The organism is Ensifer canadensis, assembly GCF_017488845.2.
Lineage (GTDB): Bacteria > Pseudomonadota > Alphaproteobacteria > Rhizobiales > Rhizobiaceae > Ensifer > Ensifer canadensis.
Genome location: NZ_CP083370.1, coordinates 2,265,020 through 2,290,597 on the forward strand (window position 1 = coordinate 2,265,020; position 25,578 = coordinate 2,290,597).

The following is a 25,578-nucleotide window of genomic DNA, read 5'->3' on the forward strand; positions in this document are numbered from 1 at the left end:
ATCTTCCGTGTCAGGCGCCGATCAGCTTCTTGCCTGCGCGCGCAATCCAGGAATTGCCGCTTTCGCGAGGCTCGAGGCCACCCGACTGCAACAGCTTGAAGGAATCACCATACCACTGGCTGTCCGGATAGTTGTGTCCGAGAACGGCGGCAGCGGTCTGCGCTTCGGAGGCCACGCCCATTGCGTAATAGGCTTCGACCAGACGGGCCAGTGCTTCTTCGACCTGGTTGGTATTGGGATACTTCTCGACGACGGTGCGGAAACGCGACACGGCGGCGAGGTATTCCTTGCGCTCGAGATAATAGCGGCCGACCTGCATTTCCTTGCCGGCGAGCTGGTCGCGGGCAAAGCGGATCTTCGCCTGGGCATCCTCGACATATTGCGAGTCCGGATACTTGTCGACGACGGCCTGCATCGCCTCGATCGCCTTAAAGGCCGGCTTCTGGTCCTGCGTCACGCCCGGGATCTGCTTGGTATAGGCAAGCCCCTGAATGTACTGCGCATAGGCCGCATCTTCCGACTGCGGATAGAGGTTCAGGTAGCGCCCGGTGGAATTGATCGCCTCCTGGTACTGGCCGTTGCGATAGCTGACGAAGGCGTTCATCACGAGCGCCTTGCGCGCGTATTCGGAGAAAGGATGCTGCCGGTCGAGCGCTTCGAACTTGCGCGCCGCTTCCGTGGTCTTGCCGGCATTGAGGTTGGCGAGACCCTGGTTGTACAGCACCTCCGGCGGATCGGTCTCGGCCGTCAGCTTGGTGATGTCGATATCGGGATCGTTCTGGCAGGCGGTAATCAGGGCGCTGCCGGCAACGGCCGCGACTACCACGGCGAACACACGCGCTGACTTTTTCAAATCAACAGAAACTGCAAGAACCATCGGATATTCCCGTTCCATTCTGCGGGCATCGACCCCGCCAGACATGCGCTTTTAGAGCAAGTTGCCTCAATGCCGCAACGTCATGATCGGTGATTCATGCAAATTTATGGCGGCGCCGACATGAAAATGCCGGCCTTTCGGCCGGCGACTGGAGGAGAGTGTCTTTTTGTTGTTATGCGGACCAGGGCGCGAAGCCCGGAACTGCAACCGCAACCATGTCGCGCGCACGGGTGCGCTGACGTGGCGTGGCGGTTTCGACGACCTCGTAGGCCGAGGGATCACTGAGCAGAGCCTTGAGCACATTTGCGTTCATCTTGTGACCACCGCGATAAGAACGGTAGCAGCCGATAAACGGTGCGCCGGCAAGCGAAAGGTCGCCAACGGCGTCGAGCGTCTTGTGGCGCACGAATTCGTCCGTATAGCGAAGGCCTTCGACATTGATGACCGAATCGTCATCGGAGATCACGACCGAGTTTTCCAGCGACGAGCCCAGCGCGTAGCCGGCAGCCCAGAGGCGCTCGACGTCGCGCATGAAGCCGAAGGTGCGGGCACGCGACAGTTCGCGCTTGAACACCGAAGGCGTCATGTCGCCCTTCCAGGCCTGGCGACCGATCAGCGGGCAGTCGAAATCGATCTCGACCTCGAAGCGCATGCCGTCATAGGGCGTGAATTCCGACCAGGACGCACCTGATTCGATCCGCACCGGCTTGATCACGCGGATGTAACGACGCTTGACCGCCAGCGCGCGAACGCCCACCTGCTCGATCGCATCGATGAAGGGTTCGGAGCTGCCGTCCATGATCGGCATCTCGGCGCCATGAACCTCGATGGTGAGGTTGTCGAGGCCGAGCGCGTAGATGGCGGCCATCACATGCTCGATGGTTGCGATCGAGGTGGCCGGCGACATGCCGAGAACGGTGCAGAGATCGGTGTTGCCGACCTGCGAGGAAACCGCCTTGAACTCGCTCAGGCGGCCGTTGGCGAGAACGCGCTGGAAAACGATGCCCGCATCGGCTTCGGCCGGATGAAAGGTGATTTCCACCTCGGCGCCCGAATGAACGCCAATTCCCTTGAGCGTTACCGGGCTAGCAATCGTGGTCTGAAATCCGAGCAGTTCGATTCCCATTCTCGTCGTCACTTTCAATACCTATGGCCATAAGGCCCAAACATCAGGCGGATGCAGCGGTTTTCAGGGCGCAAGAAAGGCGCCCGAGAGTTTCGGCCCAAAGGCCGGAACTCTGCGTTTCGAACAGACAGCGCGTGATCGAATCGCATGCATCCCCAATTCCGAGCTTGAAAATAGTGGTTCTGAGGCACCATTCCAAATCACTGTTCGTTTCGTTTTGTTACGCATCTGTAACACGCCGTTCGACGCCGGCAACCTATTGAAAGAATGCTAGAAATACAAAAATGCCCGGGCGGTAGCCCGGGCATTCGGCAAGGTGAAGGAACGGGCCTTCAAATCAGTTCGATTGACGGCGCAGGAACGCCGGGATCTCGAGCTGATCATCTTCGTGCGAGCGCGCCTGCGGTGCGGCGCGACCGTGATCGTCAAGCTGGCCGCGACGCGGCGCATAGAGGCTGGCCTCCGGCGAAAGCGGACGGCGCTGCTGGGAAGCCGCACTCGGCGCACCGGCCGTCATGTCGGCGTTGACGCTGGGGCTTTCCCTTTCGCGCAGGCCGAGCGAGCTGGTGATGCGGTTGAGAAGACCCATCGGGCCGCGCTCTTCCTGCAACTGCGGCGCCGGCTGGGCGCGCTGGTCCATCTCGGCCTTTACGACGGGCGGGAAGTCCTCGACCTTCGGCATGCGAACCGGCTCGGCCTGCTGGCGCACCACCGGAGCGATCGGCTCCTGGCGCTGAACCGGCTGCGGCTGGACCTGTGCGTGAACCGGCATTTCGACCGGACGCTGAACTGGAGCCGGCTGGCGCATGACCGGAGCGGCTTCTACCGGTGCGGCACCGGCAAAGAGCTTGCTCTGGGGACGAAAGTCGTCGTGAGCCTGCTGCATCGGAGCCGGAGCCTGGGTGGCGGCGCGGGTTGCGATGTCGAGTTCGCGTTCCATTTCCGCTTCGCGGATCGCAAGCGCGATCTGGTCGACGGAGTTCTGCTGCTGCACCGGCTGGGCGACCGGCTGCTGGACCGGAGCGGGCTGGTGCTGGGCAACCGCCGGCTGCTGTGCCGGAATGGCTGCGGACGGACGGATGATCGGCTTCTGCGCTGCTACCGAACGAAAGTCGGCCGAACGACCGGCTACCTCCGCGGCCGTGCGATCGATACCGGTGGCAACGACCGATACGCGGATCAGGCCTTCAAGTTCTTCGTCGAACGTGGCGCCGAGGATGATGTTGGCGTCCGGATCGACTTCTTCGCGGATGCGGGTCGCAGCTTCGTCGAGTTCGAACAGGGTCAGGTCGCGACCACCGGTGATCGAGATCAAGAGGCCCTGTGCGCCCTTCATCGAGGTTTCGTCGAGCAGCGGGTTGGCGATCGCAGCTTCGGCAGCGGCCATTGCGCGGCCCTCGCCCGAGGCTTCGCCGGTGCCCATCATGGCGCGACCCATTTCGCGCATCACCGAGCGGACGTCGGCGAAGTCGAGGTTGATGAGGCCTTCCTTGACCATGAGGTCGGTGATGCAGGCAACACCCGAATAGAGGACCTGGTCGGCCATCGCGAACGCATCGGCAAACGTCGTGCGGTCATTGGCGATGCGGAAGAGGTTCTGGTTCGGGATGACGATCAGGGTGTCGACCGACTTCTGCAGTTCGGCGATGCCCTGGTCGGCGAGCCGCATGCGGCGCTGGCCTTCGAAATGGAAAGGCTTGGTGACGACGCCGACAGTCAGGATGCCCTTGTTGCGGGCGGCCTGCGCGACGATCGGGGCTGCACCGGTGCCGGTGCCGCCGCCCATGCCGGCGGTGACGAAGCACATGTGGGTGCCATGCAGGTGATCGATGATCTCATCAATGCACTCTTCAGCAGCCGCGCGGCCGACTTCCGGCTGCGAGCCGGCGCCCAGACCCTCGGTCACGGCGACACCCATCTGGATGACCCGTTCTGCCTTGGTCATGGTCAGCGCCTGCGCGTCGGTGTTGGCAACGACGAAGTCGACGCCTTCAAGACCCGCTGTGATCATGTTGTTGACGGCATTGCCGCCGCCGCCGCCAACACCAAAGACGGTGATGCGGGGCTTCAGCTCCGTGATATCCGGCTTCTGCAAGTTGATAGTCATAGTACCCGTTCCTTCTGTTTTCTGGCCGCCTTGCCGAGCCGACCAAATCCTTGAAATTCCAACTTTGTCTTCGTCCGGCATCGTCCCTGTTCGGTGCCGGCCGTACTCCGCGCATAACCCCGAAAATCGTCTGCGATTTTCGGAAAGGCTTATGCACGTCACAAACCTTAGAGCGCGCTTTGCACGTCCATCCGGACGCGCGGCGCTCTAAAAACTTTCCTTCAGCCACTGGCCCATGCGGGCGATGCGGCCGTTGCCGTTGCCGATCGACGAGAACATGCCGCCCTGGGCCGCATGCGTTTCGAGGTCGGCGACCTGCGGATAGATCATCAGACCGACGGCCGTGGAGAACGCCGGTCCCTTGGCAGCAGCCGGCAGCCCGGAAACTCCGAGCGGACGGCCGATACGAACATTGCGCGCCAGGATGCGGCGTGCCGCTTCCGGCAGGCCGGTCAACTGGCTGGCGCCACCCGTCAGCACGATGCGCTTGCCGACGATCGGGCTGAAGCCCGAGCGCTGGATGCGGTCGCGGATGAGCTCCAGCGTTTCCTCGATGCGGGCGCGTACGATCCGCGACACCAGAGCGCGCGGCACGTGGGTCGGCTGGTCGCGGTCGTCCTCGCCGATCGGCGGGACCGAGACGATGTCGCGCTCGTCGGCGCTGTTGGGCAGGGCCGAGCCGTGCACGACCTTCAGCCGTTCGGCGTCTTCGATGCGGGTCGAAAGACCGCGCGCCAGGTCCGTCGTCACATGGTGGCCGCCGAGGCTGACCGCGTCGGCGTGAACCAGCTTGCCCTCGGCAAAGACCGAGATCGTCGTCGTGCCGCCACCCATGTCGATCGCGGCGCAGCCGAGTTCGACTTCGTCATCGACAAGAGCCGCCAGACCGCTGGCATAGGGCGTCGCAACGATGCCCTCGACCGAGAGATGCGCTCGGTTGACGCAAAGTTCGAGATTCTTCAGCGCCGCCCGCTCCGCGGTCAGCACGTGCATGTCGACGCCGAGCACGTCGCCGAACATGGCGAGCGGATCGCGGATGCCGCGCTCGCCGTCGAGCGAGAAGCCAGTCGGCAGCGAATGCAGGATGGCGCGGTCGGAACGCAGCGATTGCTGGCCGGCGGCCGACAGCACTCTCTTCAGGTCGCTGGCATCGACTTCCTGGCCACCGAGGTCGATGGTCGCGGTATAGACGTCGCTCTGCAGGCGGCCTGCGGAAATGTTGACGATGAGGCTGTCGATGGTGAGGCCGGCCATGCGCTCGGCCGCATCGACGGCGAGCCGCACGACGCTTTCGACCGCATCGAGATCGGCGACGACGCCGTTCTTCACGCCGCGGGATTTCTGGTGGCCGATGCCGATGATCTCGACGCTATGCGTGCGGTTCGGCAGGATCTGGCTTTCGGCGCGCGGCGTCAGCCGGCCGATCATGCACACGATCTTCGTCGAGCCGATATCCAGCACCGAGACGACATGAGACCGCTTCGAAGAAAGCGGCTTCAGGCGCGGCAGGCCAAAGCTGGAGGAACCGAACAAACTCATATCCGCCCCTCTTTCTTTCTCTCCGTCTCCTGCGCCTTCAGCATCTTGTCCCTCGCCTTCAAGGCAACTTCGCGCCGGGTGACCGCATCCGGCGTCAATTGAACTGTGGTTCGATCTTCCAGCCGCAGATCGACTGCGGCGATGTCGCGCTCGAGCAGCTGGTGCTCGCTTTCCATCTCCGACAGAACCTTCATCGCACGGGCGACATCGTGTTCCGGCAGCTTGACGACGATGCCGTTGTCGAGGCGCAGATCCCAGCGACGGCCGGCGACGCGCACGAAGGCCCTCACCCGCGAGCGAATCTCCGGCCAGCGGGAAAACTCGTCGTAGAAATCGGCCGCTGCCGTCTCGGCGTCGCGGCCGACGAACAGCGGCAGGGCTGCAAACTTGTTGTCGCGCAGCGGCGCAATCGCGCTGCCGCTGCGCTCGATCAGCGACAGGTCGGAGCCGTGCTGCCAGATGCCAAAGGCCTTGCGCTCGGTGAGCGTGACTTCGATCGTGCTCGGATAGACCTTGCGAACCGTAACGCCCTGCACCCAGGGCAGTTCGGCGATCAGCTTGCGCGCTTCGATGATGTCGAGCGCCACCAGCGACGTCGTGCCGTCAAGGCCGAGCTGCTGCAGGATATCGATCTCGGAGGTCTGCTCGTTGCCGGAGACGCGCACGTCCTCGATGGCAAAGCCGGCCGCCGTCGTCGATGCCTGCGCGACGTTCTGTGTATGGCCGCCGAGCGACATGCCGTAAAAGCCGGTGGCGGCGAAAAACGCGACGGCAGCGATCGTGCCGGTATGGGCTGGAAAGCGGACGCGGCCGCTGCCGAGGCTGACCAGGAAGCGAACGGCCTTGCGAAGCGGCCGCGGCAGAACGCGTGCGCCATCCGCCTCGGCAGCAACTGCGCCCAGCGGGTCACGAACTCTCTTGCCCCTTTTGCCCCTTACCGCAAGCACGAAGCGTCCTCCACCATCCAAGTCAGAAACTCGCCAAAACCAAGGCCAGCATGCTGAGCCATCTCGGGCACCAGGGAGGTTGGGGTCATGCCGGGCTGGGTGTTGATTTCCAGCCAGATCAATTCGCCTTCACCGGAGGTACGGTCGTCGAAGCGAAAGTCGGATCGGCTGACGCCCCGGCAACCGATTGCCTGATGCGCCTTCAATGCGAGTGTTTGTATTTTTTGGTAAATATTTGGTGAAACCTGTGCCGGAATGACGTGTTGCGAGCCACCTTTTACGTATTTGGAATCATAATCGTAGAAGGCGTGGCCCTGCGGGATGATTTCGGTGACGCCAAGCGCCTTATCGCCCATGACGCCGCAGGTGAGTTCGCGGCCGGCGACATAACGTTCGACCATGATTCGGTCGCCATAACGCCACTCGCTCGAGGTAACGACCTGCGGCGGATGCGACTGATCTTCCTTGACGATGACGACGCCGAAGCTCGAGCCTTCGCTGACGGGCTTGACGACGTATGGCGGGCGCATCGGATGTTTCGGACCAAAGCCCCGGCGATCCATCACCAGCGCTTCGGCAACCGGAACACCGGCGGCGGCGGCCACGTGCTTGGCCTGCGCCTTGTCCATGGCGAGTGCGGAGGCCAGAACGCCAGAATGGGTGTAGGGAATTTCCAGATATTCAAGAATGCCCTGGATCGTGCCATCCTCGCCGAACGGACCGTGAAGGGCGTTGAAGGCGACGTCCGGGCGCAGCGCGGCCAGAACCGAAGCGACATCGCGCGCGACGTCTACACGCGTAACGCGGAAACCTTCCGCTTCCAGAGCATCGGCGCATGCAGCCCCGGACGACAGGCTCACCGGTCGCTCCGAAGAAAATCCGCCCATAAGGACAGCTACATGCTTGCCGTTCATTCATACCCCCGAAAATACGTCACTATCGCAACGCTTGCTTGCGCCTGGCTGAATCCGGCAACGCGAGTCACCGGTGGCCATCGGAGGCACTAGAACGGCATTATAGTTAATGAACCGTTTACTTTTATTAACCTTAGTCGGGAAACGATCGGCAGCCGTGCTCGAAAACGTTGCGATTACAACGCTTTCTGGCACGAAATCAGCGCGTTGGCGCGGCCTGTTTACACAAAACACAAACCGCTAAAAAATGAAGGCCCCGCACCAATTCGGTGCGAGGCCTTAACGATTGGCGGTATTTTCGGCTTAACGATCAGTCGTTTTTGCCGAAGCGATTAATCGTCTTCACCGACGATTTTCCAGACGATTCCCGCGATCGCGGCGCCGACGATCGGAGCCAGCCAGAAGAGCCAAAGCTGCGAAAGCGCCCAGTCTCCAACGAATAGCGCCTGCCCTGTGGAGCGGGCCGGATTGACCGATGTGTTGGTGACCGGGATCGACACCAGATGGATCAGCGTCAACGCCAGGCCGATGGCGATCGGCGCAAAGCCTGAGGGCACGCGGCCATGGGTGGCACCGAGAATGATGAACAGGAAGAAGAAGGTCATCACCACTTCCATCACCAGCGCGGCCGTCAGCGAATAGCCGCCGGGCGAATGTTCGCCATAGCCATTGGCGGCAAAGTCGCCGAGCTGGAAGTCCGCCTTGCCGCTGGCGACGACGTAGAGCACGGCTGCAGCGACGATCGCGCCCAGCACCTGGGCGATGATGTAGCCGATGAGGCTGGAGGCTGGGAACTTGCCGGCAACGGTCAGACCAACAGAAACGGCCGGGTTGAAATGGCCGCCGGAAATGCCGCCGACGGCATAGGCCATGGTGAGAACGGTGAGGCCGAAGGCGAAGGAAACGCCGAGCAGGCCGATCCCAACAGCCGGAAACGCAGCCGCCAGCACCGCACTGCCGCAGCCGCCGAAAACGAGCCAGAATGTACCGAGAAATTCCGCAGAAAGCTTCTTGAACATGCATTCGCTCCCGAAAACCGAAGCTGATCGCTTCAATCGCCCAGAGTTTGCCACATTTTGATTCCGGTCAACCCCGGTTGTGACAGGGATGTCATCGCCCGCAAAACACGAAACCGCACGCCGGGCCTTCACTTGTCTGCCTATTTTAGGAGCAGCCGTGCCTATGATTCGCGCGAGCCATGCACCCTCGGAATAATGCTGCGCCACCCCTCGGATTCGTTCGCATTTCTTACGAATTCAGGGTTTCAACATGCGGAAACTTGCGTTAAGACGCCCCGACCGCCTCCCAAGACGGCATGACATCCATATCAGGAACGACAACAATGACAGACGCGACAACCTCCCTGTCGCCGAAGGATAGCGCGTTGCAGACGCCGGCAGTGAACTCCCCTGCCCGGGTGCTGTTCGCCAGCCTCGTCGGCACCACCATCGAATTCTTCGACTTCTACGTTTACGCCACCGCAGCGGTGCTCGTATTCCCGCATCTCTTCTTTCCGACGTCCGACCCGACATCGGCCATGCTGCAATCCTTCGCCACCTTCTCCATCGCCTTCTTCGCCCGCCCGTTCGGCGCAGTGATCTTCGGCCATTTCGGCGACAAGGTCGGCCGCAAGGCGACGCTGGTCGCAGCGCTGATGACCATGGGCATTTCCACCGTCGTCATTGGCCTCTTGCCGACCTACGCGTCGATCGGCGTCGCGGCCCCGCTCTTGCTCGCCCTTTGCCGCTTCGGCCAGGGCCTCGGCCTCGGTGGCGAATGGGGCGGCGCCGTGCTGCTCGCAACCGAGAACGCGCCCGAGGGCAAGCGCACATGGTATGCCATGTTCCCGCAGCTCGGCGCCCCGATCGGCTTCATCCTGTCGGCCGGTACCTTCCTCATCCTCGGCGAAGTCATGACAGATGAGGCCTTCCTCGCCTGGGGATGGCGCGTGCCCTTCATTGCCAGCATCCTGCTGGTTATCGTCGGCCTCTATGTCCGCCTGAAGATCACCGAGACGCCGGAATTCCAGAAGGCGATCGACAAGCACGAGCGCGTCCAGGTTCCGATCGCGCAGATCTTCCGGTTCCACAAGCGCAGCCTCGTGCTCGGCACCTTCGTGGCGCTTGCCACCTTCGTCTTGTTCTACCTGATGACGGTGTTCTCTTTGTCCTGGGGCACGGCCAAGCTCGGCTATTCGCGTGAGCAGTTCCTCGTCGTGCAGATGACCGGTGTCGTCTTCTTCGGCCTGATGATCCCGGTCTCGGGCATCCTGTCGGACCGCTACGGCCGCCGCCTGGTGCTGATCATCACCACCATCGGCATCGGCGCCTTCGGCCTGGTCATGGCACCGCTCATGGCCGGCGGTCTCGGCGGCGCCTTCCTGTTCTCCATCCTCGGCCTCGGCCTGATGGGGCTCACCTATGGTCCGATTGGCGCAGCACTCGCCGCCCCCTTCCCGACCTCGGTGCGTTATACCGGCGCGTCGATGACCTTCAACCTCGCCGGCATCTTCGGCGCGTCGCTCGCGCCCTACATCGCCACCTGGCTTGCGACCAACTACAGCCTCGACCATGTCGGCTACTATCTGCTGGGGGCCGCTGCGATCACGCTCGTTTGCCTGGTGCTGTCGACGGAAGAAGAGGTTTCGGCCTGATTTCTGTTGCGCCTCGCCACACACGCGGCCTGTTCCACAAAAAACGAAAGAGCCGCAGCGACAACGCTGCGGCTCTTTCCGTGGGCCAGTTCTGGTAGCCAAGTCTCCGACCAGTTGCCTAGTCCGAACTTGCTCCGATGAAGATAGTTGCAGTTGCATCCGTTCTGAAGAGAAACGCGAAGTCCCAAAACACGGGATAGGCGGGATGCCCGTTGCTAAGCCAGAAGGTCTCGATTGTTGCTGATGTCTTGACCATCGTGTCGACCTGCGCCTTGAGCAGCTCAACTAAGGAAGTGAATTGTCCGGATTTAAGTGCTGTACTTGATGGACCAGCGCTAGAGTCACCAACATACAGCACGGCTTCCATAACCTCCGGCCACACCGACCCACTTTGTACTTCTTCTATTCCGCCCAACACAGCTCCTGTCCCCAACACCATCTGAACAATTGCAGTTGAATCTATCTGGCTCCCCAGTTGCACCTCGTACAACTTCAGAAAAACGGAATAATTTGTTGAACCAGCATTCAAAATGGCAGCGATTTTTCCCAGAGTTCCCTGATCCATTGTTAGTCCAGACGTTAGAGTATGCGGAAGTTAGCAGGTGCCAGCTTGGTTGCGGCACGTCATGACAAGTTGGCTTTAGCCCGCGACCCTCGTTGCCAGCAAGCTCTGATCTTGTCTCCCTGAATCCAATTTCCTGGATCCAGCCTCCGCGCAAAGATGCCGACCTGGACCCGTGGATGCGAGGATCAAGCCCAAGCATGACGGCGAGAGAAAGAGACTCCGGCTGAGGACGCCAGAAAAGCGAAAAGGGCCGCAGCGTTGCCGCTGCGGCCCTTCATAAAACTATTCCCATAAGCCTCAGGCGATGCCGCGGCCGAGGAATTCCTTGATCTCGTAGCCCGGCATGAAGGTACCGATGCGCTTGATTTCCCACTCCAGCCGAACACCGGAATGTTCGAGCACGCGGTTCCGCACGGTTTCGCCGAGATATTCGAGCTCGTAGCCCGTCGCCTGACCGGTGTTGATCATGAAGTTGCAATGCAGCGGCGACATCTGCGCGCTGCCAATCATCATGCCGCGGCAACCCGCTTCGTCGATCAGCTTCCAGGCCGAATGTCCCTCCGGGTTCTTGAAGGTCGATCCCCCCGTCTTTTCGCGAATCGGCTGCACGGTTTCGCGGTGCTGGCGCACGGCGTCCATGTCGGTGCGGATCTTGTTCTTGTCCTCGGGATAACCTTCGAAGATGGCGTGCGTGAAGATTAGGTCCTTAGCCGCCGCGGAATGGCGATAGCCATAGCCCATGTCGGCATTCGACAGCACATGCGTATTGCCCTGACGATCGACCGCGTGCACCTCGACGACGCGCTCGCGGGTCTCCGAGCCGTTGGCGCCGGCGTTCATGCGCAATGCGCCGCCGATCGCGCCAGGAATGCCGTAGTAGAAATAGAAGCCGCCGATGCCGTTATCGAGCGCCATCGCCGCAATGTTCTTGTCCGGGCAGATCGCGCCGGCCTTGATGCGGTTCTCGCCGACGAGTTCGAGATCGCCAAAACCCTTGGCCGAAAGCCGGATGACGACACCAGGAATGCCACCGTCACGAACCAAAAGGTTCGAGCCGACACCCATGACCATGACGGGTACATCAGCCGGAACCAGCTTCAGGAAGGTGATGAGATCGTCAGTGTCGTGCGGCTGGAACATCAGCTCGGCAAGACCGCCGGCGCGGAACCAGGTCACGCGATCCATCGGCGCATCGGGCGTGATGCGGCCGCGAACGGCGCTGACTCCGCTTCCGAGTGCTTCGAGTAGTTTCTGACCGTTGACCTGTTTCATGCTCAATTTCCTGAAATGTCTGCGAGTTCCCGTGGCAGGGCAGCGGCCCAGTAGGTGATGCTGCCAGCCCCCAAGAGAACCACAAAATCACCCGGCTGCGCAATCTTGCTGACAACCGGCGCGATTGTTTCGGGTCCGACCACATGCCGGGCGTCGCGATGACCGCCGGCCTTGATGCGGTTGACGAGCTCTTCGGCGTTGACGCCGTCGATCGCTTCCTCCCCGGCCGCATAGACAGGCGCGATCAGAACCGTGTCGGCGTCGTTGAAGCAGGCTGAAAAATCTTCGAACAGGCTCGCAAGGCGCGAGTAGCGGTGCGGCTGGTGCACGGCGATGATGCGGCCCTGGCATGCCTCGCGCGCCGCCTTGAGCACGGCCTTGATCTCGACCGGATGGTGGCCGTAGTCGTCATAGATGCGCACGCCGTTCCAGTCGCCGGTAAAGGTGAAGCGCCGCTTGACGCCGCCGAAGGAGGCAAGCCCCTTGGCGATCGCCTCGGGGCTGACGCCGAGGCGCTGGGCGACCGCGATCGCGGCCGTGGCGTTCGACACATTGTGGCGGCCGGGCATCGGCAGGCGCAGATCCTTCATCGAGATCACCTGGCCGGTGCGGCGACGGCGGATCTCGATATCGAAGACGGAAGTGGCACCGTCCATGCGGATGTTGAGGAAACGAACGTCGGCCTGCGGGTTTTCGCCGTAGGTGATGACCTTGCGGTCCTCGATCTTGCTGACCATGGTCTGCACTTCGGGGTGATCGAGGCAGAGCACGCCGAAACCGTAGAATGGCACGTTCTCGACGAACTGGCGGAACGCGGCGCGCACGGCGTCGAAATTGCCGTAGTGGTCGAGATGCTCAGGGTCGATGTTGGTGACGACGGCGACATCGGCAGGCAGCTTGAGGAAGGTCCCGTCGGACTCGTCGGCCTCGACCACCATCCACTTGCCCTCACCCATGCGGGCATTGGTGCCGTAGGCATTGATGATGCCGCCGTTGATGACGGTCGGGTCGAGCCCACCGGCATCGAGAAGGGCAGCAACCATCGAGGTCGTCGTCGTCTTGCCGTGGGTGCCGCCGATGGCGATCGCATTGCGGAAGCGCATCAGCTCGGCCAGCATCTCGGCGCGGCGCACGACCGGCAGCAGTTTTTCACGGGCGGCGATCAGTTCGGGATTGTCCTTCTTGATCGCGGTCGACACGACGACCACTTCGGCATCGCCGATGTTCTCGGCCTTGTGGCCGACGTAGACCTCGATGCCCTTTTCGCGCAGCCGCTGGACATTGGCGCTATCAGACTGATCGGAGCCCTGCACCCGGTGACCGAGATTGTGCAGCACCTCGGCAATACCGCTCATGCCGATACCGCCGATACCGATAAAATGAACCAGACCGATCGTCTTCGGCATTTTCATGAGCGCTTTTCCTTGAATGTCTCGACTGTCAAACCGCTGGCAATAGCCTCTACCATCGATGCAAGCAAGCGCGCGGCGTCCGGCTTTCCGGTTTCGCGCGCATTGGCGGCCATCTGCGCCAGCGATTGTGGATTGGCCATGGCCTCAGCAAGAATGCCGGCAAGGCGCTCGGCGGTCAGCTCCGCCTGGGCGATCACCTTTGCGCCGCCCTTGGCGGCAATCGCCGCGGCATTGGCCGCCTGATCGTGATCGAGCGCATAAGGATAGGGAACGAGGATCGCCGGCCGGCCGATGACCGCAAGCTCGGAAACCGTCGAGGCGCCCGAGCGGCAGATGACCAGCTGGGCGCCGGCGATGCGCTCGGCCATATCGGTGAAGAACGGCGAGACCTCGGCGGGAACGCCGAGCTTCTCATAGGTGGCGATGACGCCGTCGCGATCTTCCGGACGCGCCTGCTGCGTCACCGTCAGCCGCTGGCGAAGTGCGTCGTCGAGACGGCAGATCGCCTGGGGGATCGCCTTCGAGAAATATTGCGCGCCCTGGCTACCGCCGAAGACGACGAGATGGAACGGCGCTTCGCCCGCCGCCGCGACATAAGGCACCTTGGCAGCATCGAGCACGGCCGGACGCACCGGGTTGCCCGTCGTCACCGTCTTGGCGGCAAAGGTACCGGTGCCCTCGGGCAGGAAGCCGCCGGCGATCGCCTTGACGCGGGAGGCGAGCGCCTTGTTGGCACGACCCATGACAGCGTTCTGTTCATGGATCATCGACGGCACGCCCATGCCGGTTGCCGCCAGCAGCGGCGGCACGGTCGGGTAGCCGCCGAAACCGACGACGGCCTTCGGCCGCAGCCGGGCGATCAGCTGGCGCGCGGCACGCATGCCGGTCCAGAGCGTCCACAGCGAGCGCACGACATGAATGGGGTTCTTCGAGCCGATGGTTGCCGACGGCACCACATGCACCTCGTCTGCCGGGAACTTGCCGGCGAAACGCTCGGCGCGACTGTCGGTCACCAGATGCACCGAATAGCCGTTGGCCTTCAGCTCATGGGCGAGCGCCTCGGCCGGGAACAGATGGCCGCCGGTACCCCCGGCGGCAAGAAGGATAATGCCTTTGGTCATTCTTTACTCCGCCGGCACGCCAATGCCGGACCGAAACAGGCTACGCTCCACGGCGCGCTTCTCTGGGCGATGGCGCGTGAGCGCCAGGATGAAGCCGGCGGTGACGCAGATCGCCACCATGGACGAGCCGCCATAGGAGATCAGCGGCAGGGTCATGCCCTTGGCCGGAAGCAGTTCGAGGTTCACGCCGATGTTGATCATCGACTGGATGCCGATCTGCAGCACGAGGCCGGCAACGGCGAAGCGGTTGAAGTCGTTGCGCTCGCGGAAGGCGTGGTTGAGGCCGCGCAGCACCAGGAAGGCGAAGATCATCACGATCAGCATGCAGAAGACGATGCCGAATTCTTCAGCCGCCACCGAGAACACGAAGTCGGTGTGGCTATCGGGAATGATGCGCTTGACGATGCCTTCGCCCGGACCGCGGCCGAACCAGTCGCCGCGGATGATCGCCTCGCGCGCCGTGTCCATCTGGAAGGTATCGCCCTCCCCGGTCAGGAATTTGTCGATACGGCCGGCCACGTGCGGCAGCATGGTATAGGCGACGAAGAAGCCGCCGAAGGCAGCGCCGGCGAGCACGATGATCCACAGCCACGGCATGCCGGCCATGAAGAACATGCCGCCCCAGACCGCGGTCGTCAGGATCGTCTGGCCAAGGTCGGGCTGGGCGACGAGCAGCGCGCCGACAATGCCGAAGAGCAGGATGGCAAAGAGATTGCCGGGAATTTCCGGCTGGCGCGCATGTTCCGAAAACAACCAGGCGCAGACGACCACGAAGGCTGGCTTCATGAATTCCGAGGGCTGGATGGAAATGCCGGCGATTGAGATCCAGCGCATCGAGCCCTTGACCTCCTGGCCGATGAACAGCACCAGCACCATCATCGCGAGCGACACGCCGAGCAGGATGATCGCGGCGCGGCGCACCTGCCTCGGCGACAGGAAGGAGATGGCGACCATCACCACCAGCGACGGCAAGAGGAAGACGGCGTGGCGCTTGACGAAGTGGAAGCTGTCGAGGCCGATGCGCTCGGCGACCGCCGGGCTTGCCGCAAACGACAGCATGAAGCCCACGCCCATCAACAGGATGAAGGTCGCCAGGAAGAACCTGTCGATCGTCCAGAACCAGTCGGCCACAGGGCCACGTTCGGCTCGGCTTACCATCTGTCAGTCCCCTTTATCAGGCGCGCCTGCGCCAAACGTCCGAAACCCCGGCATCACCGCCACCCGTCGCGCGCCGGATGGGCGCGCGGACGGCGAGCGTCAGATCAGCATCGTCACGCCCTGCAATGCCTTGACGTGCGTCACGAAGGCATCGCCGCGTATTTCAAAGTTCTTATACTGGTCGAAACTTGCGCAAGCCGGGGATAACATCACCGCCGACGCGCCTTTGTCATCGTGCTCGGCATCTGCTGCGGCATGCGCCACGGCCTTTTCCAGCGTGCCTGAAATCTCGAAGGGCACCGCCTCGCCGAGCGTTGCGGCAAAGGCCGGTGCGGCCTCACCGATCAGGTAGGCCTTGACGATCTTCGGGAAGAACGGCGACAGCGAAGTGATGCCGCCCTCCTTCGGAAGGCCGCCGGCGATCCAGTAGATGCGCTCGTAGCTCGACAGCGCCGGGGCCGCTGCATCCGCATTGGTCGCCTTGCTGTCGTTGACGAATACGACAGCACCCTTGCGGCCGACCGGCTGCATGCGATGCTTCAAGCCGGGGAAGCTTTTCAGCCCCTGGCGTATCTCGTCTTCGCTGACATCGACGGCAAGGCATGCGGCGATTGCCGCGGCAGCATTCTGCGCATTATGGCCGCCGCGCAGCGTCTGGATGCCATCGAGATCTACGAAGAGCCGCGACGTTCCGCCGTGCGCCTCAAGGACGCGCGAGCCTTCGGCATAGATCCCGTCGGCCAGAACATGCCGGCGCGAGATGCGAACCACCTTGGTGCCCGCCCGCTCGACGCGATCGGCAATCAGTGCGCAGAAGCTGTCGTCGACACCGACGATCGCCGTGCCGCTGCCGGCCACCAGCCGCTCCTTGATATCGGCATAGTGCTGCATGGTGCCGTGCCGATCGAGATGATCGGGCGTGAGATTGAGCAGGATACCGGCCGTCGGGTTGAGCGTCGGCGCCAGATCGATCTGGTAGGACGAGCACTCGACCACATAGAAGCGGCCGGCCTTCGGGGGCTCAAGCGTCAGTACGGCCGTGCCGATATTGCCGCCGAGCTGGGTGTCACGGCCGCTTTCCCTCAGGATATGGGCGATCAGCGCCGTGGTCGTCGATTTGCCGTTGGTGCCGGTAATGGCGATGAACGGGGCATCGGGCGCCTGCGCCCGGCGCTCGCGCACGAAAAGCTCGACATCGCCGATGATCTCGACGCCAGCGGCATGCGCGAGGTCGACGGTCCAATGCGGCTTCGGATGGGTCAGCGGCACGCCGGGCGAAAGCACGAAGGCGGCAAAGGCACGCCAGTCGATGCCGTGCAGGTTCGCTGTCGGCACACCCGCCTCGCCGGCCTTGGCGACGCTGTCGGGATTGTCGTCCCAGGCCGTCACCTCGGCGCCGCCGGCGACGAGCGCCTGCGCAGTCGCCAGCCCCGAACCACCAAGCCCGAAAAGAGCGACCTTCTTGCCCCTGAATGTGCTGACCGCGATCATCGTCCGCTCACCGCAGCTTGAGGGTGGACAGGCCGACCATCGCAAGGATGACGGCGATGATCCAGAAGCGGATCACGACCTGGCTTTCCGTCCAGCCCTTCTTTTCGAAGTGGTGGTGGATCGGCGCCATCAGGAAGACGCGGCGCCCGGTGCGCTTGAACCAGAACACCTGGATGATCACCGACAGCGTTTCCATGACGAACAGGCCACCGATGATGATCATGACAAATTCATGCTTGACCGCGACGGCAACGGTGCCGATCAGGCCGCCGAGCGCCAGCGAACCGGTATCACCCATGAAGATGGCGGCGGGCGGCGCGTTGAACCAGAGGAAGCCGAGGCCGGCGCCGATGACGGCGCCGAGGATGACGGCGAGCTCGCCCGTGCCGGGCACGAAATGGATCTGCAGGTAATTGGCGAAAACGGCGTTACCGGCGAGATAGGCGATGAGGCCGAAGGCGGCCGCCGCGATCATGACGGGCACGATGGCAAGCCCATCGAGACCATCCGTCAGGTTCACGGCATTGCCGGCGCCGACGATGACGAAGCCACCGAACAGCACGAAGAAATAGCCGAGATTGATCACGAGGTCCTTGAAGAACGGGAAGGTGACCGAGGAGCCGAAGGTCGAGCCGGCAGCACCGCCCGAAAGCGACGCCTGCATCATGAAGAACACGGCAATCGCGGCGATGATGAACTCGAAGCCGAGACGCGCCTTGCCGGAAAAGCCTTTGTCCGACTGCTTGGTGACCTTGAGATAGTCGTCATAAAAGCCGATGGCGCCGAAACCGAGCGTGACGAGAAGGGTCGAGACCACATAGACGCTGGAAAGATCGGCCCACAGAAGCGATGACACGACGATGCCCGCAAGGATCATCAACCCGCCCATCGTCGGCGTGCCGGCCTTCTTGAAATGCGTCTGCGGACCATCGGCGCGGATAGGCTGACCCTTGCCCTGACGGATGCGGAGGGAGGCAATCATGCGCGGACCGAAAAGGAAAACGATCAAGGCCGAAGTGAAAAGCGCTGCACCGGTACGGAACGTGATGTAGCGAAAGAGATTGAAAAACTGAAAGTGGTCCGCCAGTTCCACGAGCCAGATGAGCATAAGGGACCTTTCCCCAAAGGTTTAAAATCGGACACCGTCCAACAGAATCATCTGAAAAACGATACGCGCTTGTATGCGAAAGTGTTAGGCCGCGCTGCCTAACCCAAGGCTGTATCCACCGCCGCCAGCATCGGCGACGACCACTACAACGCAGCGCGCCGCTTGAGGCACGCGAAGATCGTTGTCGTCATTTGGTCGACTGCATCATTGCCGCTGAACCGCTTGCAGTCCGGCAATCACGCAGTTGCTTCGTCCCCCTCGGCCTCGGGCTCCGGATAGGCTTCGATCAGCGCATGCACGATCTTGCCGCAGCCCGTGCCCTTCGAAGACTTGATCATCACCACGTCGCCGGTCGCAACCGCGCCGAGTGCATAGGCCTTCAGTTCGTCCACCGTTTCGCGGTAGACGACGGAGATTTCCGGCGGCAACGCGTCGCGCAGGTGGGCCATCAACGGCCCGGCAAGCCAGACATCGGTGATGCCGGCTTCGACGAGAGGTTTGGCGAGCGCGGCATGAACGCCGGCGGCGTGTTCGCCCATCTCCAGCATGTCGCCGAGCACGGCGATGCGGCGCCCGCCCGGCGCCGGTGCTGAATCCTGCAGCAGCGAAATCGCCGCGCGCATCGAGCTCGGATTGGCGTTGTAGCTCTCGTCGATCAGCGTCAGTGTGCCCGCGCCGATCAACAGTTGGTGCCGGCGGCCCCTGCCCGTTTCGGCCTGCATCGTCGCCAGCGACGAGGCGGCGTAGTCGACATCGGCGCCGACCAGCTTCACCGCCGCGAGCACGGCCAGCGCGTTCTCGGCGATATGACGTCCAGGAGCGCCGATGGTGATTTCCATCGTCCGGCCGCCAAGGGCGGCCCAAAGCACTGAACCGTCCGCCGCACCGGCAAACTCGACGAGGCGGAACTCCGCCTTCGGGTTGACGCCGAAGGAGTGGATATAGCTGACGCCAGCCGTACCCGCGGCCTTTTCGAGCAGCTTGTACTGGGCACTGTCGTGGTTGATGACCGCGTGGCCGCCATTGACGACGCCCTCGAAGATCTCGGCCTTGGCCTCGGCGATCTGGTCCAGGCTGTCGAAGTTTCCGAGATGAGCGGCAGCGATGCTGGTGACGATTGCCACATGCGGGCGGACCATCTTCGTCAGCGGCCGGATCTCGCCCGGATGGTTCATGCCGATTTCGAAGATGCCGAAATCGGTGGCCTCGGGCATGCGCGCAAGCGTCAGCGGCACGCCCCAATGATTGTTGAACGAGGCCACGGAGGCGTGCACGCGCCCTTGCGGCACCAGCACGTGCCGCAGCATCTCCTTGGTGGTGGTCTTGCCGACGGAACCGGTGACGGCGATGATCTTCGCAGCACTGCGGTCGCGCGCCGCGCAACCGAGCCGAATCATCGCTTCAAGCACGTCGTCGACGACGATCAGTGGCGCGCTGAGGCGGCCGAGCGCCGGCAGTTTGCCTTCGCTGACAACGAGGAGTGCGGCGCCATTGGCGAGCGCAAGGCCCGCATAGTCGTGGCCATCGACCCGGTCGCCCTTGATCGCGAAGAAGGCTTCGCCCTTGCCGACCGAGCGGCTGTCGATCGATATGCCGCTTACTCCTTCGGGCAGGTTTCCAACCGGACGGCCGTTCATTGCGGCCAGAAGATCGCTGCTTGTCCAGAGCCAGTTCAAATCACAGACCTCCCAATGCCTTGCGGACTTCCGCATGATCCGAGAACGGCAGCGTGACGGAACCGACCGTCTGGCCTTCCTCATGTCCCTTGCCGGCGACGATCAGCGTGTCGCCGCTTGTCAACATGCCGACGGCGGCACGGATCGCTTCGGCGCGGTCGCCGATTTCGGTTGCACCTGGAGCCGCAGCCATGATTTCCGAGCGGATCACCTCAGGCACTTCCGAGCGCGGATTGTCATCCGTGACGATCACGACGTCGGCAAGCCGCGTGGCGATCTCGCCCATGATCGGTCGCTTGCCCTTGTCGCGGTCGCCGCCGCAGCCGAAGACCACGATAACGCGGCCCGTCGTGAACGGCCGCACCGAGGCCAGCACATTTTCGAGCGCATCGGGCTTGTGGGCATAGTCGACATAGGCAAGCGCGCCGTCCCTGGTCTGGCCGACCAGTTCGAGGCGGCCGGAGGCACCCTGCAGCTTTTCAAGCGCGGAGAACGCCGCCTTGGCGCTGATGCCGGTGGAGATCGCAAGTCCCGCCGCGACAAGCGCGTTGGCAACCTGGAAATCGCCGGCAAGCGGAATATGGATTTCGAAGATGTCGTCGCCGACATGCACTTCGGCCGACTGCTTGTGGCGGAAATGTTCGACCCGCTTCAGCGAGATGAATTCGCCCTTGCGGCCGACGGTGCGCACGTCGAGCTTGGCCTTGCGGGCAGCCGCAATCGCCTGTTCCGACCACTGGTCGTCGGCAAAGACAACCGCGGGCGCGCCCTTCGGCAGTAACGCTTCGAACAGCCGCATCTTGGACGCCATATAGTGCTCGACCGTCGGATGGTAGTCCATGTGGTCGCGGCCGAGATTGGTAAAGGCCGCAGCCGAAAGCTTGACGCCGTCGAGCCGGCTCTGGTCGAGGCCGTGGCTGGAAGCCTCCATCGCCGCATGGGTGACGCCGGCATCTGCGAGTTCGGCAAGAAGCTTGTGCAGGGAAACCGGATCGGGCGTGGTGAGAGAACCGTAGTCGTTGCGGCCGGGCGCCACCACGCCTGTCGTGCCGATCATCGCGGCAGCAAGGCCCGAATGCGCCCAGATCTGCCGGGTGAAGGAGGCGACCGAGGTCTTGCCGGCCGTGCCCGTCACCGCAACCATCGTCTCAGGCTGGCGACCGTAGAACGCGGCGGCGGCGCGCGCGAGAAAGGCGCGCGGGTTGCCGAGCGAAAGAACGGGTGCGGAGGATCCATCAGGCTTGACGCCGGATTCAGCGACGACGGCAACGGCGCCGCGCGCAAGCGCGTCGACGATATAGCTGGTGCCGTTTGCCTTGGTGCCGGAGACGGCGACGAAAAGATCTCCTGGCTGCACATGCCGGCTGTCGGCCGTAATGCCGGCAACCTCGATCTGCGAGGAAGCGCCATCCAGTTGCGCAGAAAGTTCAGGGAAGCTCGTTCCCGCCAGGTCTTTTATCTTCATGAACCGCACGTCTCACATCGCTCTCAATTCGCCGGAATCGCGAATCGTCCGCATTCTCATTTCATGCCTAATAAGACACAAGCATGGCAGAACCATCTTCTCCGAACTTCGGTTCGACGCCGAGAAGCGGTGCGGAGCGGCTGATGATGTCGCGAACCATGGGCGCGGCATTCGAGCCGGCGGTCCGTCCGCCGCCTTCGCCGGTCTTCGGCGCGTCAATGAAAGTCAGCACGATGTACTTCGGATTGTCGATCGGAAACGCTGCGAGAAAGGCGTTGAAGTTCTGGTCGCTGGCATAGCGGCCGTTGACGACCTTGTCGGCCGTGCCGGTCTTGCCGCCGACGTTGAAGCCCGGCACCTGCGCGCGCTTGCCCGAACCGGCGATGCCGTTCCAGCGAAGCAGAAAGCGCATGTCGTCGCTGGTGCTTTTCTTGACGACCGTCGTCGCCAGTTCATCGGCCTGCTCCTGCGAGCGTGGCAGGAAGGTCGGCGGGATCAGCTTGCCGCCGTTGACGAGCGCGGCACCTGCGACAGCCGTCTGCAGCGGCGTCGTCGAAACGCCGTGGCCGAAGGAGATGGTGATCGAGTTGATCTTCTTCCATTCGCGCGGCTGGCTCGGGGATTTGACTTCCGGCAGCTCGGTCGGCAGCTTCGACAGCAGGCCGATCCGGGTCAGAAATTCCTTGTGGCCGGGAATGCCGATCAGGTCGGCGATCTTGGCGGTGCCGATGTTCGACGAATACTGGAAGATTTCCGGAACGGTCAGCACCCGGCGCTTGCCGTGGAAGTCCTTGATGGTGAAGCCGCCGATGCGGATCGGTGCCGAGGCGTCGAAGCTGTCGTTGAGCGTTACCTTGCCGGAATCGAGACCCATGGCGATCGTGAACGTCTTGAAGGTGGAGCCCATCTCGAACGTGCCGTTCGACATGCGGTTCATCCAGCCCTCTTCGGCACCTTCGGCCGGCTTGTTCGGGTCGTAATCGGGGACCGACGCCAACGCCAGCACTTCGCCGGTATTGACGTCGAGCACCACGGCCCCGGCGGCCAGCGCCTGGTAGTTCTTCATGCCGGCATCGATGACGTCGCGCACGATGTTCTGCACCCGAACGTCGATCGACAGCTTGACCGGCTCGAGCTTGGCATCGCTGGTCATGCCGATGGCGGCGAGATCGGCGAGCCCCTGCCCGTCGATGTAGCGCTCCATGCCGGCAACACCGCGGTTGTCGATGTTGACGTGGCCGAGAACATGGGCGGCGGTCGGGCCGCCCGGATAGAAGCGGCGCTTTTCCGGCCGGAAACCGACGCCGGGAATGCCGAGCGCCAGGATTTCGCTCTGCTGCTTCGGGGTCAATTGGCGGCGCAGCCACTGGAAGCGCGATTTCGACTTCAGCTTGTTGTAGATGTCGCGGGCGTTGAGATCGGGCAGCACGGTTGCAAGCCGCTCGACCGCCTCATCCGCATCGACGATCTTGTGCGGCTCGGCATAGAGAGAGACCGTGCGGATGTCGGTGGCGAGGATCTCGCCGTTGCGGTCGAGAATATCCGGGCGCGAGGCCATCAGATTGTCGGCGCGGCCGATACTCGAAACCGTCTCCGGCTGCGCCATGCCGTATTGCACCAGGCGGCCACCGATGACCGCATAGACGATGCCGAAGCTGGCGATGATGATCGCCACGCGGTTCTTCGCCTGATTGGTGGTCTTCTTGCGTGTGCCCTGGAAGGTGACGTTGAGCTTGGCCTCGGCCGGCAGGTTGTTGCCGCCTGCGGAGAAATGCGCCTTGCTCTTCAAGACCATGATGCGGGAGAGAAACGACATCAGCGCGCCACCGAACCTGTTGCGATATTATCGGTCTTTTTCTCCGACGCCTTGGCGGCGGCGAGCTTCTTTTCTTCTTCCGTCGGCGGCACGTCGGCCTTCAGCATCGGCAGCTCCTGCGGGCGCACGAGTTGCGTCGACGGCGTCGGTGCCAGTTGCAGATCAGCGCCGAAGGCGCCAACCAGACGTTCCAGCCGGTTCGGCTGCGTCAGCAGCGCCCAGTCGGCGCGCAGAAGGTCGATCGTGTCTTCTTCCAGCTTGATGGCGGCATCGAGCCTGCGCACCTCTTCCAGCTTGTTTTCGGCACGATGCTTGATCGTGTAGGTGACCGTGGCGGCTGCCGTCATGACGACGATCAGGACTATGTCGAGTGTTCGCAGCATATCTCTCTCAGCCCCCCAACCGTGCAAGGCTCGCCAGTTCCGGCAGATTGAAAATGGATAGATCGTTTCCCGGCGATGGCGCTTCCGTGCGGATACCGGCTCTGAGCTTGGCAGACCGGGCGCGCGGATTGAGGGACGCTTCTTCCTCGCTGGCGGCCACCATAGGCTTTCCAACTGGTGTGAAGGTTGCCGCACGCGCGGTCACCAGTGGCAGATGGCGCGAACCCGCAGCCTTGCCCGAGCGATCCTGGAAGAAAGCCTTGACGATCCGGTCTTCGAGCGAATGGAAGGTGACGACCACGAGACGGCCGCCCGGCTTCAGCGCCCGCTCGGCGGCAAAAAGCGCCTGGGCGAGTTCGCCGAGTTCATCGTTGACGAAGATGCGCAGCGCCTGGAAGACGCGGGTTGCCGGATGGATCTTGTCCTTGGCCTTGCGCGGAGTGACGATTTCGATCAACCCGGCGAGATCGCGGGTGGTTTCGAACGGCGTTTCGGCCCGGCGCTTTTCGATGGCGCGGGCGATGCGGCCCGACTGCTTTTCCTCGCCGAGGAAACCGAAGATGCGGATGAGATCGGAAACCTTGGCCCGGTTGACGACGTCGGCGGCAGAAACGCCGGCTGCCGACATGCGCATGTCGAGCGGGCCCTTCTTCTGGAAGGAGAAGCCGCGCTCGGCCTCGTCGATCTGCATCGACGACACGCCGATATCGAGCACCACGCCGTCGAGACTGCCGGCGGGCGCATGCTCGGCGAGCTGCGAAAAACGGGAGTGAATGAGCTTGAGCTTACCACCCGCGGCCGCAGCCATCGACTGGCCCGCGGCGATCGCCGTCGGATCGCGATCGAGCGCGATCACATCGGCGCCAGCATCGAGGATGGCGGATGCATAACCGCCGGCACCAAACGTGCCGTCGAGAATGACCTTGCCGGGGGCCGGATCGAGCGCCGCGAGAACCTCGCTCAGGAGGACGGGAATGTGACGGACCGGTCCGCCATCGGCTTCAGAAGTTCCTCCGCCTTGTTCCGTCACCATTCCGCCTCTCCATTCTATTCCGGACGCAACCCCCGTGATTTGCGCCCTTCCCGGGCCGCCGCTTGCGCCTTTGCAAAGGCCTGCGGCTCCCAGAGCTGAAAATAATCGCCCCGCCCGACGAACATCACGTCGGTCGAGATACCGGTGAAGTCGCGGATGAAATCCGTCACCATCAACCGACCTTCCGGATCGAGCTTGACGAAGACCCCGCCCCCGTGAACGAGCAGCGACATCTCGTTGGCCGCCGGAGAAAAAGGATCCTCGGCCGCCATCTGCCTCTCGAACCGATCCAGGAGCTCCGGCCCACCGACGCTGATCGCCGGAAAGACGAAATCCTGGAAGCAGTATAGCTCTCGAACGCCTCCATCCGACAGCACGGAACGAAACGCCGAAGGCACGGACACCCGCCCCTTTGCATCGATCCGATTGGTAGCATTTGACAAGAAGCGGTTCATGACGCGAAACGGCCGCCCAAGACTGACGGGCCATTATCATCGACCCGCGGGAACACTCGACCACACCCACAAAACGCCCCCGCCGGACACCAACATGTCCGCCCATCTCCCGAAGCCGGGAGACACTGGAATTTTGCGATGACGGGCCACGACGCGGCCCTTGCGCAGTACCATTATGGGATATCATGGGACCATATGGGCGTCAATGGGATTGGCTCTTGAACAGCTGGGTAGCTGATCAAATATTGATAGGTTGTTAAGTTTAACGAAGGGTTACGAAAGCACCCCCGATGCCTCGCAATGCGACGGCCAAACGGCTTCAAATCGTTGGGAAATCGGAATATCAGCAAGATTGCAGCCAAGCGGGCGGACGGCGCTGCGGCCATGGTTTTCGCGTCCTAGCTGGCACAAAGAGCAAAGGACGTCAGCCGAACTTGCGCTGCCCAAAGCCTCGCTGCTG

At 62.7% G+C, this 25,578-nt stretch carries 21 protein-coding genes; 1 reads left to right on the forward strand and 20 read right to left on the reverse strand.

Annotation, left to right across the window (positions count from 1 at the left end; all coding sequences use genetic code 11):
* Positions 1-10: 10 nt before the first annotated feature.
* The 7 genes from J3R84_RS11085 to aqpZ form a co-directional block, all read right to left on the reverse strand.
* Entirely contained in the window at positions 11-877 is an 867-nt protein-coding gene (locus tag J3R84_RS11085; protein ID WP_025427716.1) for an outer membrane protein assembly factor BamD, read from the reverse strand.
* Positions 878-1,049: 172 nt separating this feature from the next.
* Positions 1,050-2,003 (reverse strand): UDP-3-O-acyl-N-acetylglucosamine deacetylase, encoded by a 954-nt coding sequence (lpxC, locus tag J3R84_RS11090; protein ID WP_025427717.1) that lies wholly within the window; start codon positions 2,001-2,003, stop codon positions 1,050-1,052.
* A gap of 337 nt (positions 2,004-2,340) precedes the next feature.
* Positions 2,341-4,110, reverse strand: coding sequence for a cell division protein FtsZ (ftsZ, locus tag J3R84_RS11095; RefSeq protein ID WP_025427718.1), 1,770 nt, complete (start codon positions 4,108-4,110; stop codon positions 2,341-2,343).
* 207 nt (positions 4,111-4,317) lie between these two features.
* Positions 4,318-5,649, reverse strand: coding sequence for a cell division protein FtsA (ftsA, locus tag J3R84_RS11100; protein WP_025427719.1), 1,332 nt, complete (start codon positions 5,647-5,649; stop codon positions 4,318-4,320).
* Positions 5,646-6,551 (reverse strand): cell division protein FtsQ, encoded by a 906-nt coding sequence (gene ftsQ / locus J3R84_RS11105; protein ID WP_225906334.1) that lies wholly within the window; start codon positions 6,549-6,551, stop codon positions 5,646-5,648. Before ftsQ ends, ftsA begins: the two co-directional genes overlap by 4 nt.
* 32 nt (positions 6,552-6,583) lie before the next feature.
* Positions 6,584-7,510 (reverse strand): D-alanine--D-alanine ligase, encoded by a 927-nt coding sequence (locus tag J3R84_RS11110; RefSeq protein ID WP_025427721.1) that lies wholly within the window; start codon positions 7,508-7,510, stop codon positions 6,584-6,586.
* 332 nt (positions 7,511-7,842) lie between these two features.
* Positions 7,843-8,529, reverse strand: a complete 687-nt coding sequence (aqpZ, locus tag J3R84_RS11115) for an aquaporin Z (RefSeq protein WP_025427722.1) — start codon at positions 8,527-8,529, stop codon at positions 7,843-7,845.
* A gap of 323 nt (positions 8,530-8,852) precedes the next feature.
* Between aqpZ and J3R84_RS11120 the strand changes: the two genes are divergently transcribed.
* A complete protein-coding gene (locus J3R84_RS11120; RefSeq protein WP_025427723.1) occupies positions 8,853-10,163 on the forward strand; it encodes an MFS transporter in 1,311 nt (436 codons plus the stop codon).
* Between the two features lie 118 nt (positions 10,164-10,281).
* Here the strand turns inward: J3R84_RS11120 and J3R84_RS11125 are convergent, their stop codons facing one another.
* The 13 genes from J3R84_RS11125 to mraZ form a co-directional block, all read right to left on the reverse strand.
* Positions 10,282-10,728: a hypothetical protein gene (locus tag J3R84_RS11125; RefSeq protein ID WP_025427724.1), complete on the reverse strand. Its 447-nt coding sequence runs from the start codon at positions 10,726-10,728 to the stop codon at positions 10,282-10,284.
* Positions 10,729-11,025: 297 nt separating this feature from the next.
* Positions 11,026-12,000 carry a UDP-N-acetylmuramate dehydrogenase gene (murB, locus tag J3R84_RS11130; RefSeq protein WP_025427725.1) on the reverse strand — a complete coding sequence of 325 codons (975 nt, stop codon included), beginning with the start codon at positions 11,998-12,000 and terminating at the stop codon, positions 11,026-11,028.
* Positions 12,001-12,002: 2 nt separating this feature from the next.
* Positions 12,003-13,412 (reverse strand): UDP-N-acetylmuramate--L-alanine ligase, encoded by a 1,410-nt coding sequence (gene murC, locus J3R84_RS11135; protein WP_025427726.1) that lies wholly within the window; start codon positions 13,410-13,412, stop codon positions 12,003-12,005.
* Positions 13,409-14,533 (reverse strand): undecaprenyldiphospho-muramoylpentapeptide beta-N-acetylglucosaminyltransferase, encoded by a 1,125-nt coding sequence (murG, locus tag J3R84_RS11140; RefSeq protein WP_203528248.1) that lies wholly within the window; start codon positions 14,531-14,533, stop codon positions 13,409-13,411. The genes murC and murG overlap by 4 nt, the downstream gene beginning before the upstream one ends.
* A gap of 3 nt (positions 14,534-14,536) precedes the next feature.
* A complete protein-coding gene (ftsW, locus tag J3R84_RS11145) occupies positions 14,537-15,691 on the reverse strand; it encodes a putative lipid II flippase FtsW (protein WP_025427728.1) in 1,155 nt (384 codons plus the stop codon).
* A 99-nt stretch (positions 15,692-15,790) separates the two neighbouring features.
* On the reverse strand, positions 15,791-17,182 hold the full coding sequence (gene murD / locus J3R84_RS11150) for a UDP-N-acetylmuramoyl-L-alanine--D-glutamate ligase (RefSeq protein ID WP_025427729.1): 1,392 nt from the start codon (positions 17,180-17,182) through the stop codon (positions 15,791-15,793).
* 7 nt (positions 17,183-17,189) lie between these two features.
* Entirely contained in the window at positions 17,190-18,290 is a 1,101-nt protein-coding gene (gene mraY, locus J3R84_RS11155; protein ID WP_025427730.1) for a phospho-N-acetylmuramoyl-pentapeptide-transferase, read from the reverse strand.
* A 236-nt stretch (positions 18,291-18,526) separates the two neighbouring features.
* Positions 18,527-19,966 carry a UDP-N-acetylmuramoylalanyl-D-glutamyl-2,6-diaminopimelate--D-alanyl-D-alanine ligase gene (locus J3R84_RS11160; RefSeq protein ID WP_025427731.1) on the reverse strand — a complete coding sequence of 480 codons (1,440 nt, stop codon included), beginning with the start codon at positions 19,964-19,966 and terminating at the stop codon, positions 18,527-18,529.
* A gap of 1 nt (position 19,967) precedes the next feature.
* Positions 19,968-21,431, reverse strand: coding sequence for a UDP-N-acetylmuramoyl-L-alanyl-D-glutamate--2,6-diaminopimelate ligase (locus J3R84_RS11165; RefSeq protein ID WP_025427732.1), 1,464 nt, complete (start codon positions 21,429-21,431; stop codon positions 19,968-19,970).
* Positions 21,432-21,498: 67 nt separating this feature from the next.
* On the reverse strand, positions 21,499-23,247 hold the full coding sequence (locus tag J3R84_RS11170) for a peptidoglycan D,D-transpeptidase FtsI family protein (RefSeq protein ID WP_025427733.1): 1,749 nt from the start codon (positions 23,245-23,247) through the stop codon (positions 21,499-21,501).
* Positions 23,247-23,630, reverse strand: a complete 384-nt coding sequence (ftsL, locus tag J3R84_RS11175; protein WP_025427734.1) for a cell division protein FtsL — start codon at positions 23,628-23,630, stop codon at positions 23,247-23,249. The genes J3R84_RS11170 and ftsL overlap by 1 nt, the downstream gene beginning before the upstream one ends.
* 7 nt (positions 23,631-23,637) lie before the next feature.
* The gene (gene rsmH, locus J3R84_RS11180) at positions 23,638-24,663 is read right to left on the reverse strand and encodes a 16S rRNA (cytosine(1402)-N(4))-methyltransferase RsmH (protein WP_025427735.1); all 1,026 of its coding nucleotides are present in this window, start codon (positions 24,661-24,663) and stop codon (positions 23,638-23,640) included.
* 14 nt (positions 24,664-24,677) lie between these two features.
* Complete coding sequence (mraZ, locus tag J3R84_RS11185) at positions 24,678-25,118, reverse strand: division/cell wall cluster transcriptional repressor MraZ (protein ID WP_025427736.1); 441 nt, start codon at positions 25,116-25,118, stop codon at positions 24,678-24,680.
* Between the last annotated feature and the right edge of the window lie 460 nt (positions 25,119-25,578).

Bases quoted from the DNA above. Each gene is read 5' to 3' on its own strand.
- J3R84_RS11085 (WP_025427716.1), bottom strand. From the start codon at position 877: ATGGTTCTTGCAGTTTCTGTTGATTTGAAAAAGTCAGCGCGTGTGTTC.
- lpxC (WP_025427717.1), bottom strand. From the start codon at position 2,003: ATGGGAATCGAACTGCTCGGATTTCAGACCACGATTGCTAGCCCGGTA.
- ftsZ (WP_025427718.1), bottom strand. From the start codon at position 4,110: ATGACTATCAACTTGCAGAAGCCGGATATCACGGAGCTGAAGCCCCGC.
- ftsA (WP_025427719.1), bottom strand. From the start codon at position 5,649: ATGAGTTTGTTCGGTTCCTCCAGCTTTGGCCTGCCGCGCCTGAAGCCG.
- J3R84_RS11110 (WP_025427721.1), bottom strand. From the start codon at position 7,510: ATGAACGGCAAGCATGTAGCTGTCCTTATGGGCGGATTTTCTTCGGAG.
- aqpZ (WP_025427722.1), bottom strand. From the start codon at position 8,529: ATGTTCAAGAAGCTTTCTGCGGAATTTCTCGGTACATTCTGGCTCGTT.
- J3R84_RS11120 (WP_025427723.1), top strand. From the start codon at position 8,853: ATGACAGACGCGACAACCTCCCTGTCGCCGAAGGATAGCGCGTTGCAG.
- J3R84_RS11125 (WP_025427724.1), bottom strand. From the start codon at position 10,728: ATGGATCAGGGAACTCTGGGAAAAATCGCTGCCATTTTGAATGCTGGT.
- murB (WP_025427725.1), bottom strand. From the start codon at position 12,000: ATGAAACAGGTCAACGGTCAGAAACTACTCGAAGCACTCGGAAGCGGA.
- murC (WP_025427726.1), bottom strand. From the start codon at position 13,412: ATGAAAATGCCGAAGACGATCGGTCTGGTTCATTTTATCGGTATCGGC.
- murG (WP_203528248.1), bottom strand. From the start codon at position 14,533: ATGACCAAAGGCATTATCCTTCTTGCCGCCGGGGGTACCGGCGGCCAT.
- ftsW (WP_025427728.1), bottom strand. From the start codon at position 15,691: ATGGTAAGCCGAGCCGAACGTGGCCCTGTGGCCGACTGGTTCTGGACG.
- murD (WP_025427729.1), bottom strand. From the start codon at position 17,182: ATGATCGCGGTCAGCACATTCAGGGGCAAGAAGGTCGCTCTTTTCGGG.
- mraY (WP_025427730.1), bottom strand. From the start codon at position 18,290: ATGCTCATCTGGCTCGTGGAACTGGCGGACCACTTTCAGTTTTTCAAT.
- J3R84_RS11165 (WP_025427732.1), bottom strand. From the start codon at position 21,431: ATGAAGATAAAAGACCTGGCGGGAACGAGCTTCCCTGAACTTTCTGCG.
- J3R84_RS11170 (WP_025427733.1), bottom strand. From the start codon at position 23,247: ATGTCGTTTCTCTCCCGCATCATGGTCTTGAAGAGCAAGGCGCATTTC.
- ftsL (WP_025427734.1), bottom strand. From the start codon at position 23,630: ATGCTGCGAACACTCGACATAGTCCTGATCGTCGTCATGACGGCAGCC.
- rsmH (WP_025427735.1), bottom strand. From the start codon at position 24,663: ATGGTGACGGAACAAGGCGGAGGAACTTCTGAAGCCGATGGCGGACCG.
- mraZ (WP_025427736.1), bottom strand. From the start codon at position 25,118: ATGAACCGCTTCTTGTCAAATGCTACCAATCGGATCGATGCAAAGGGG.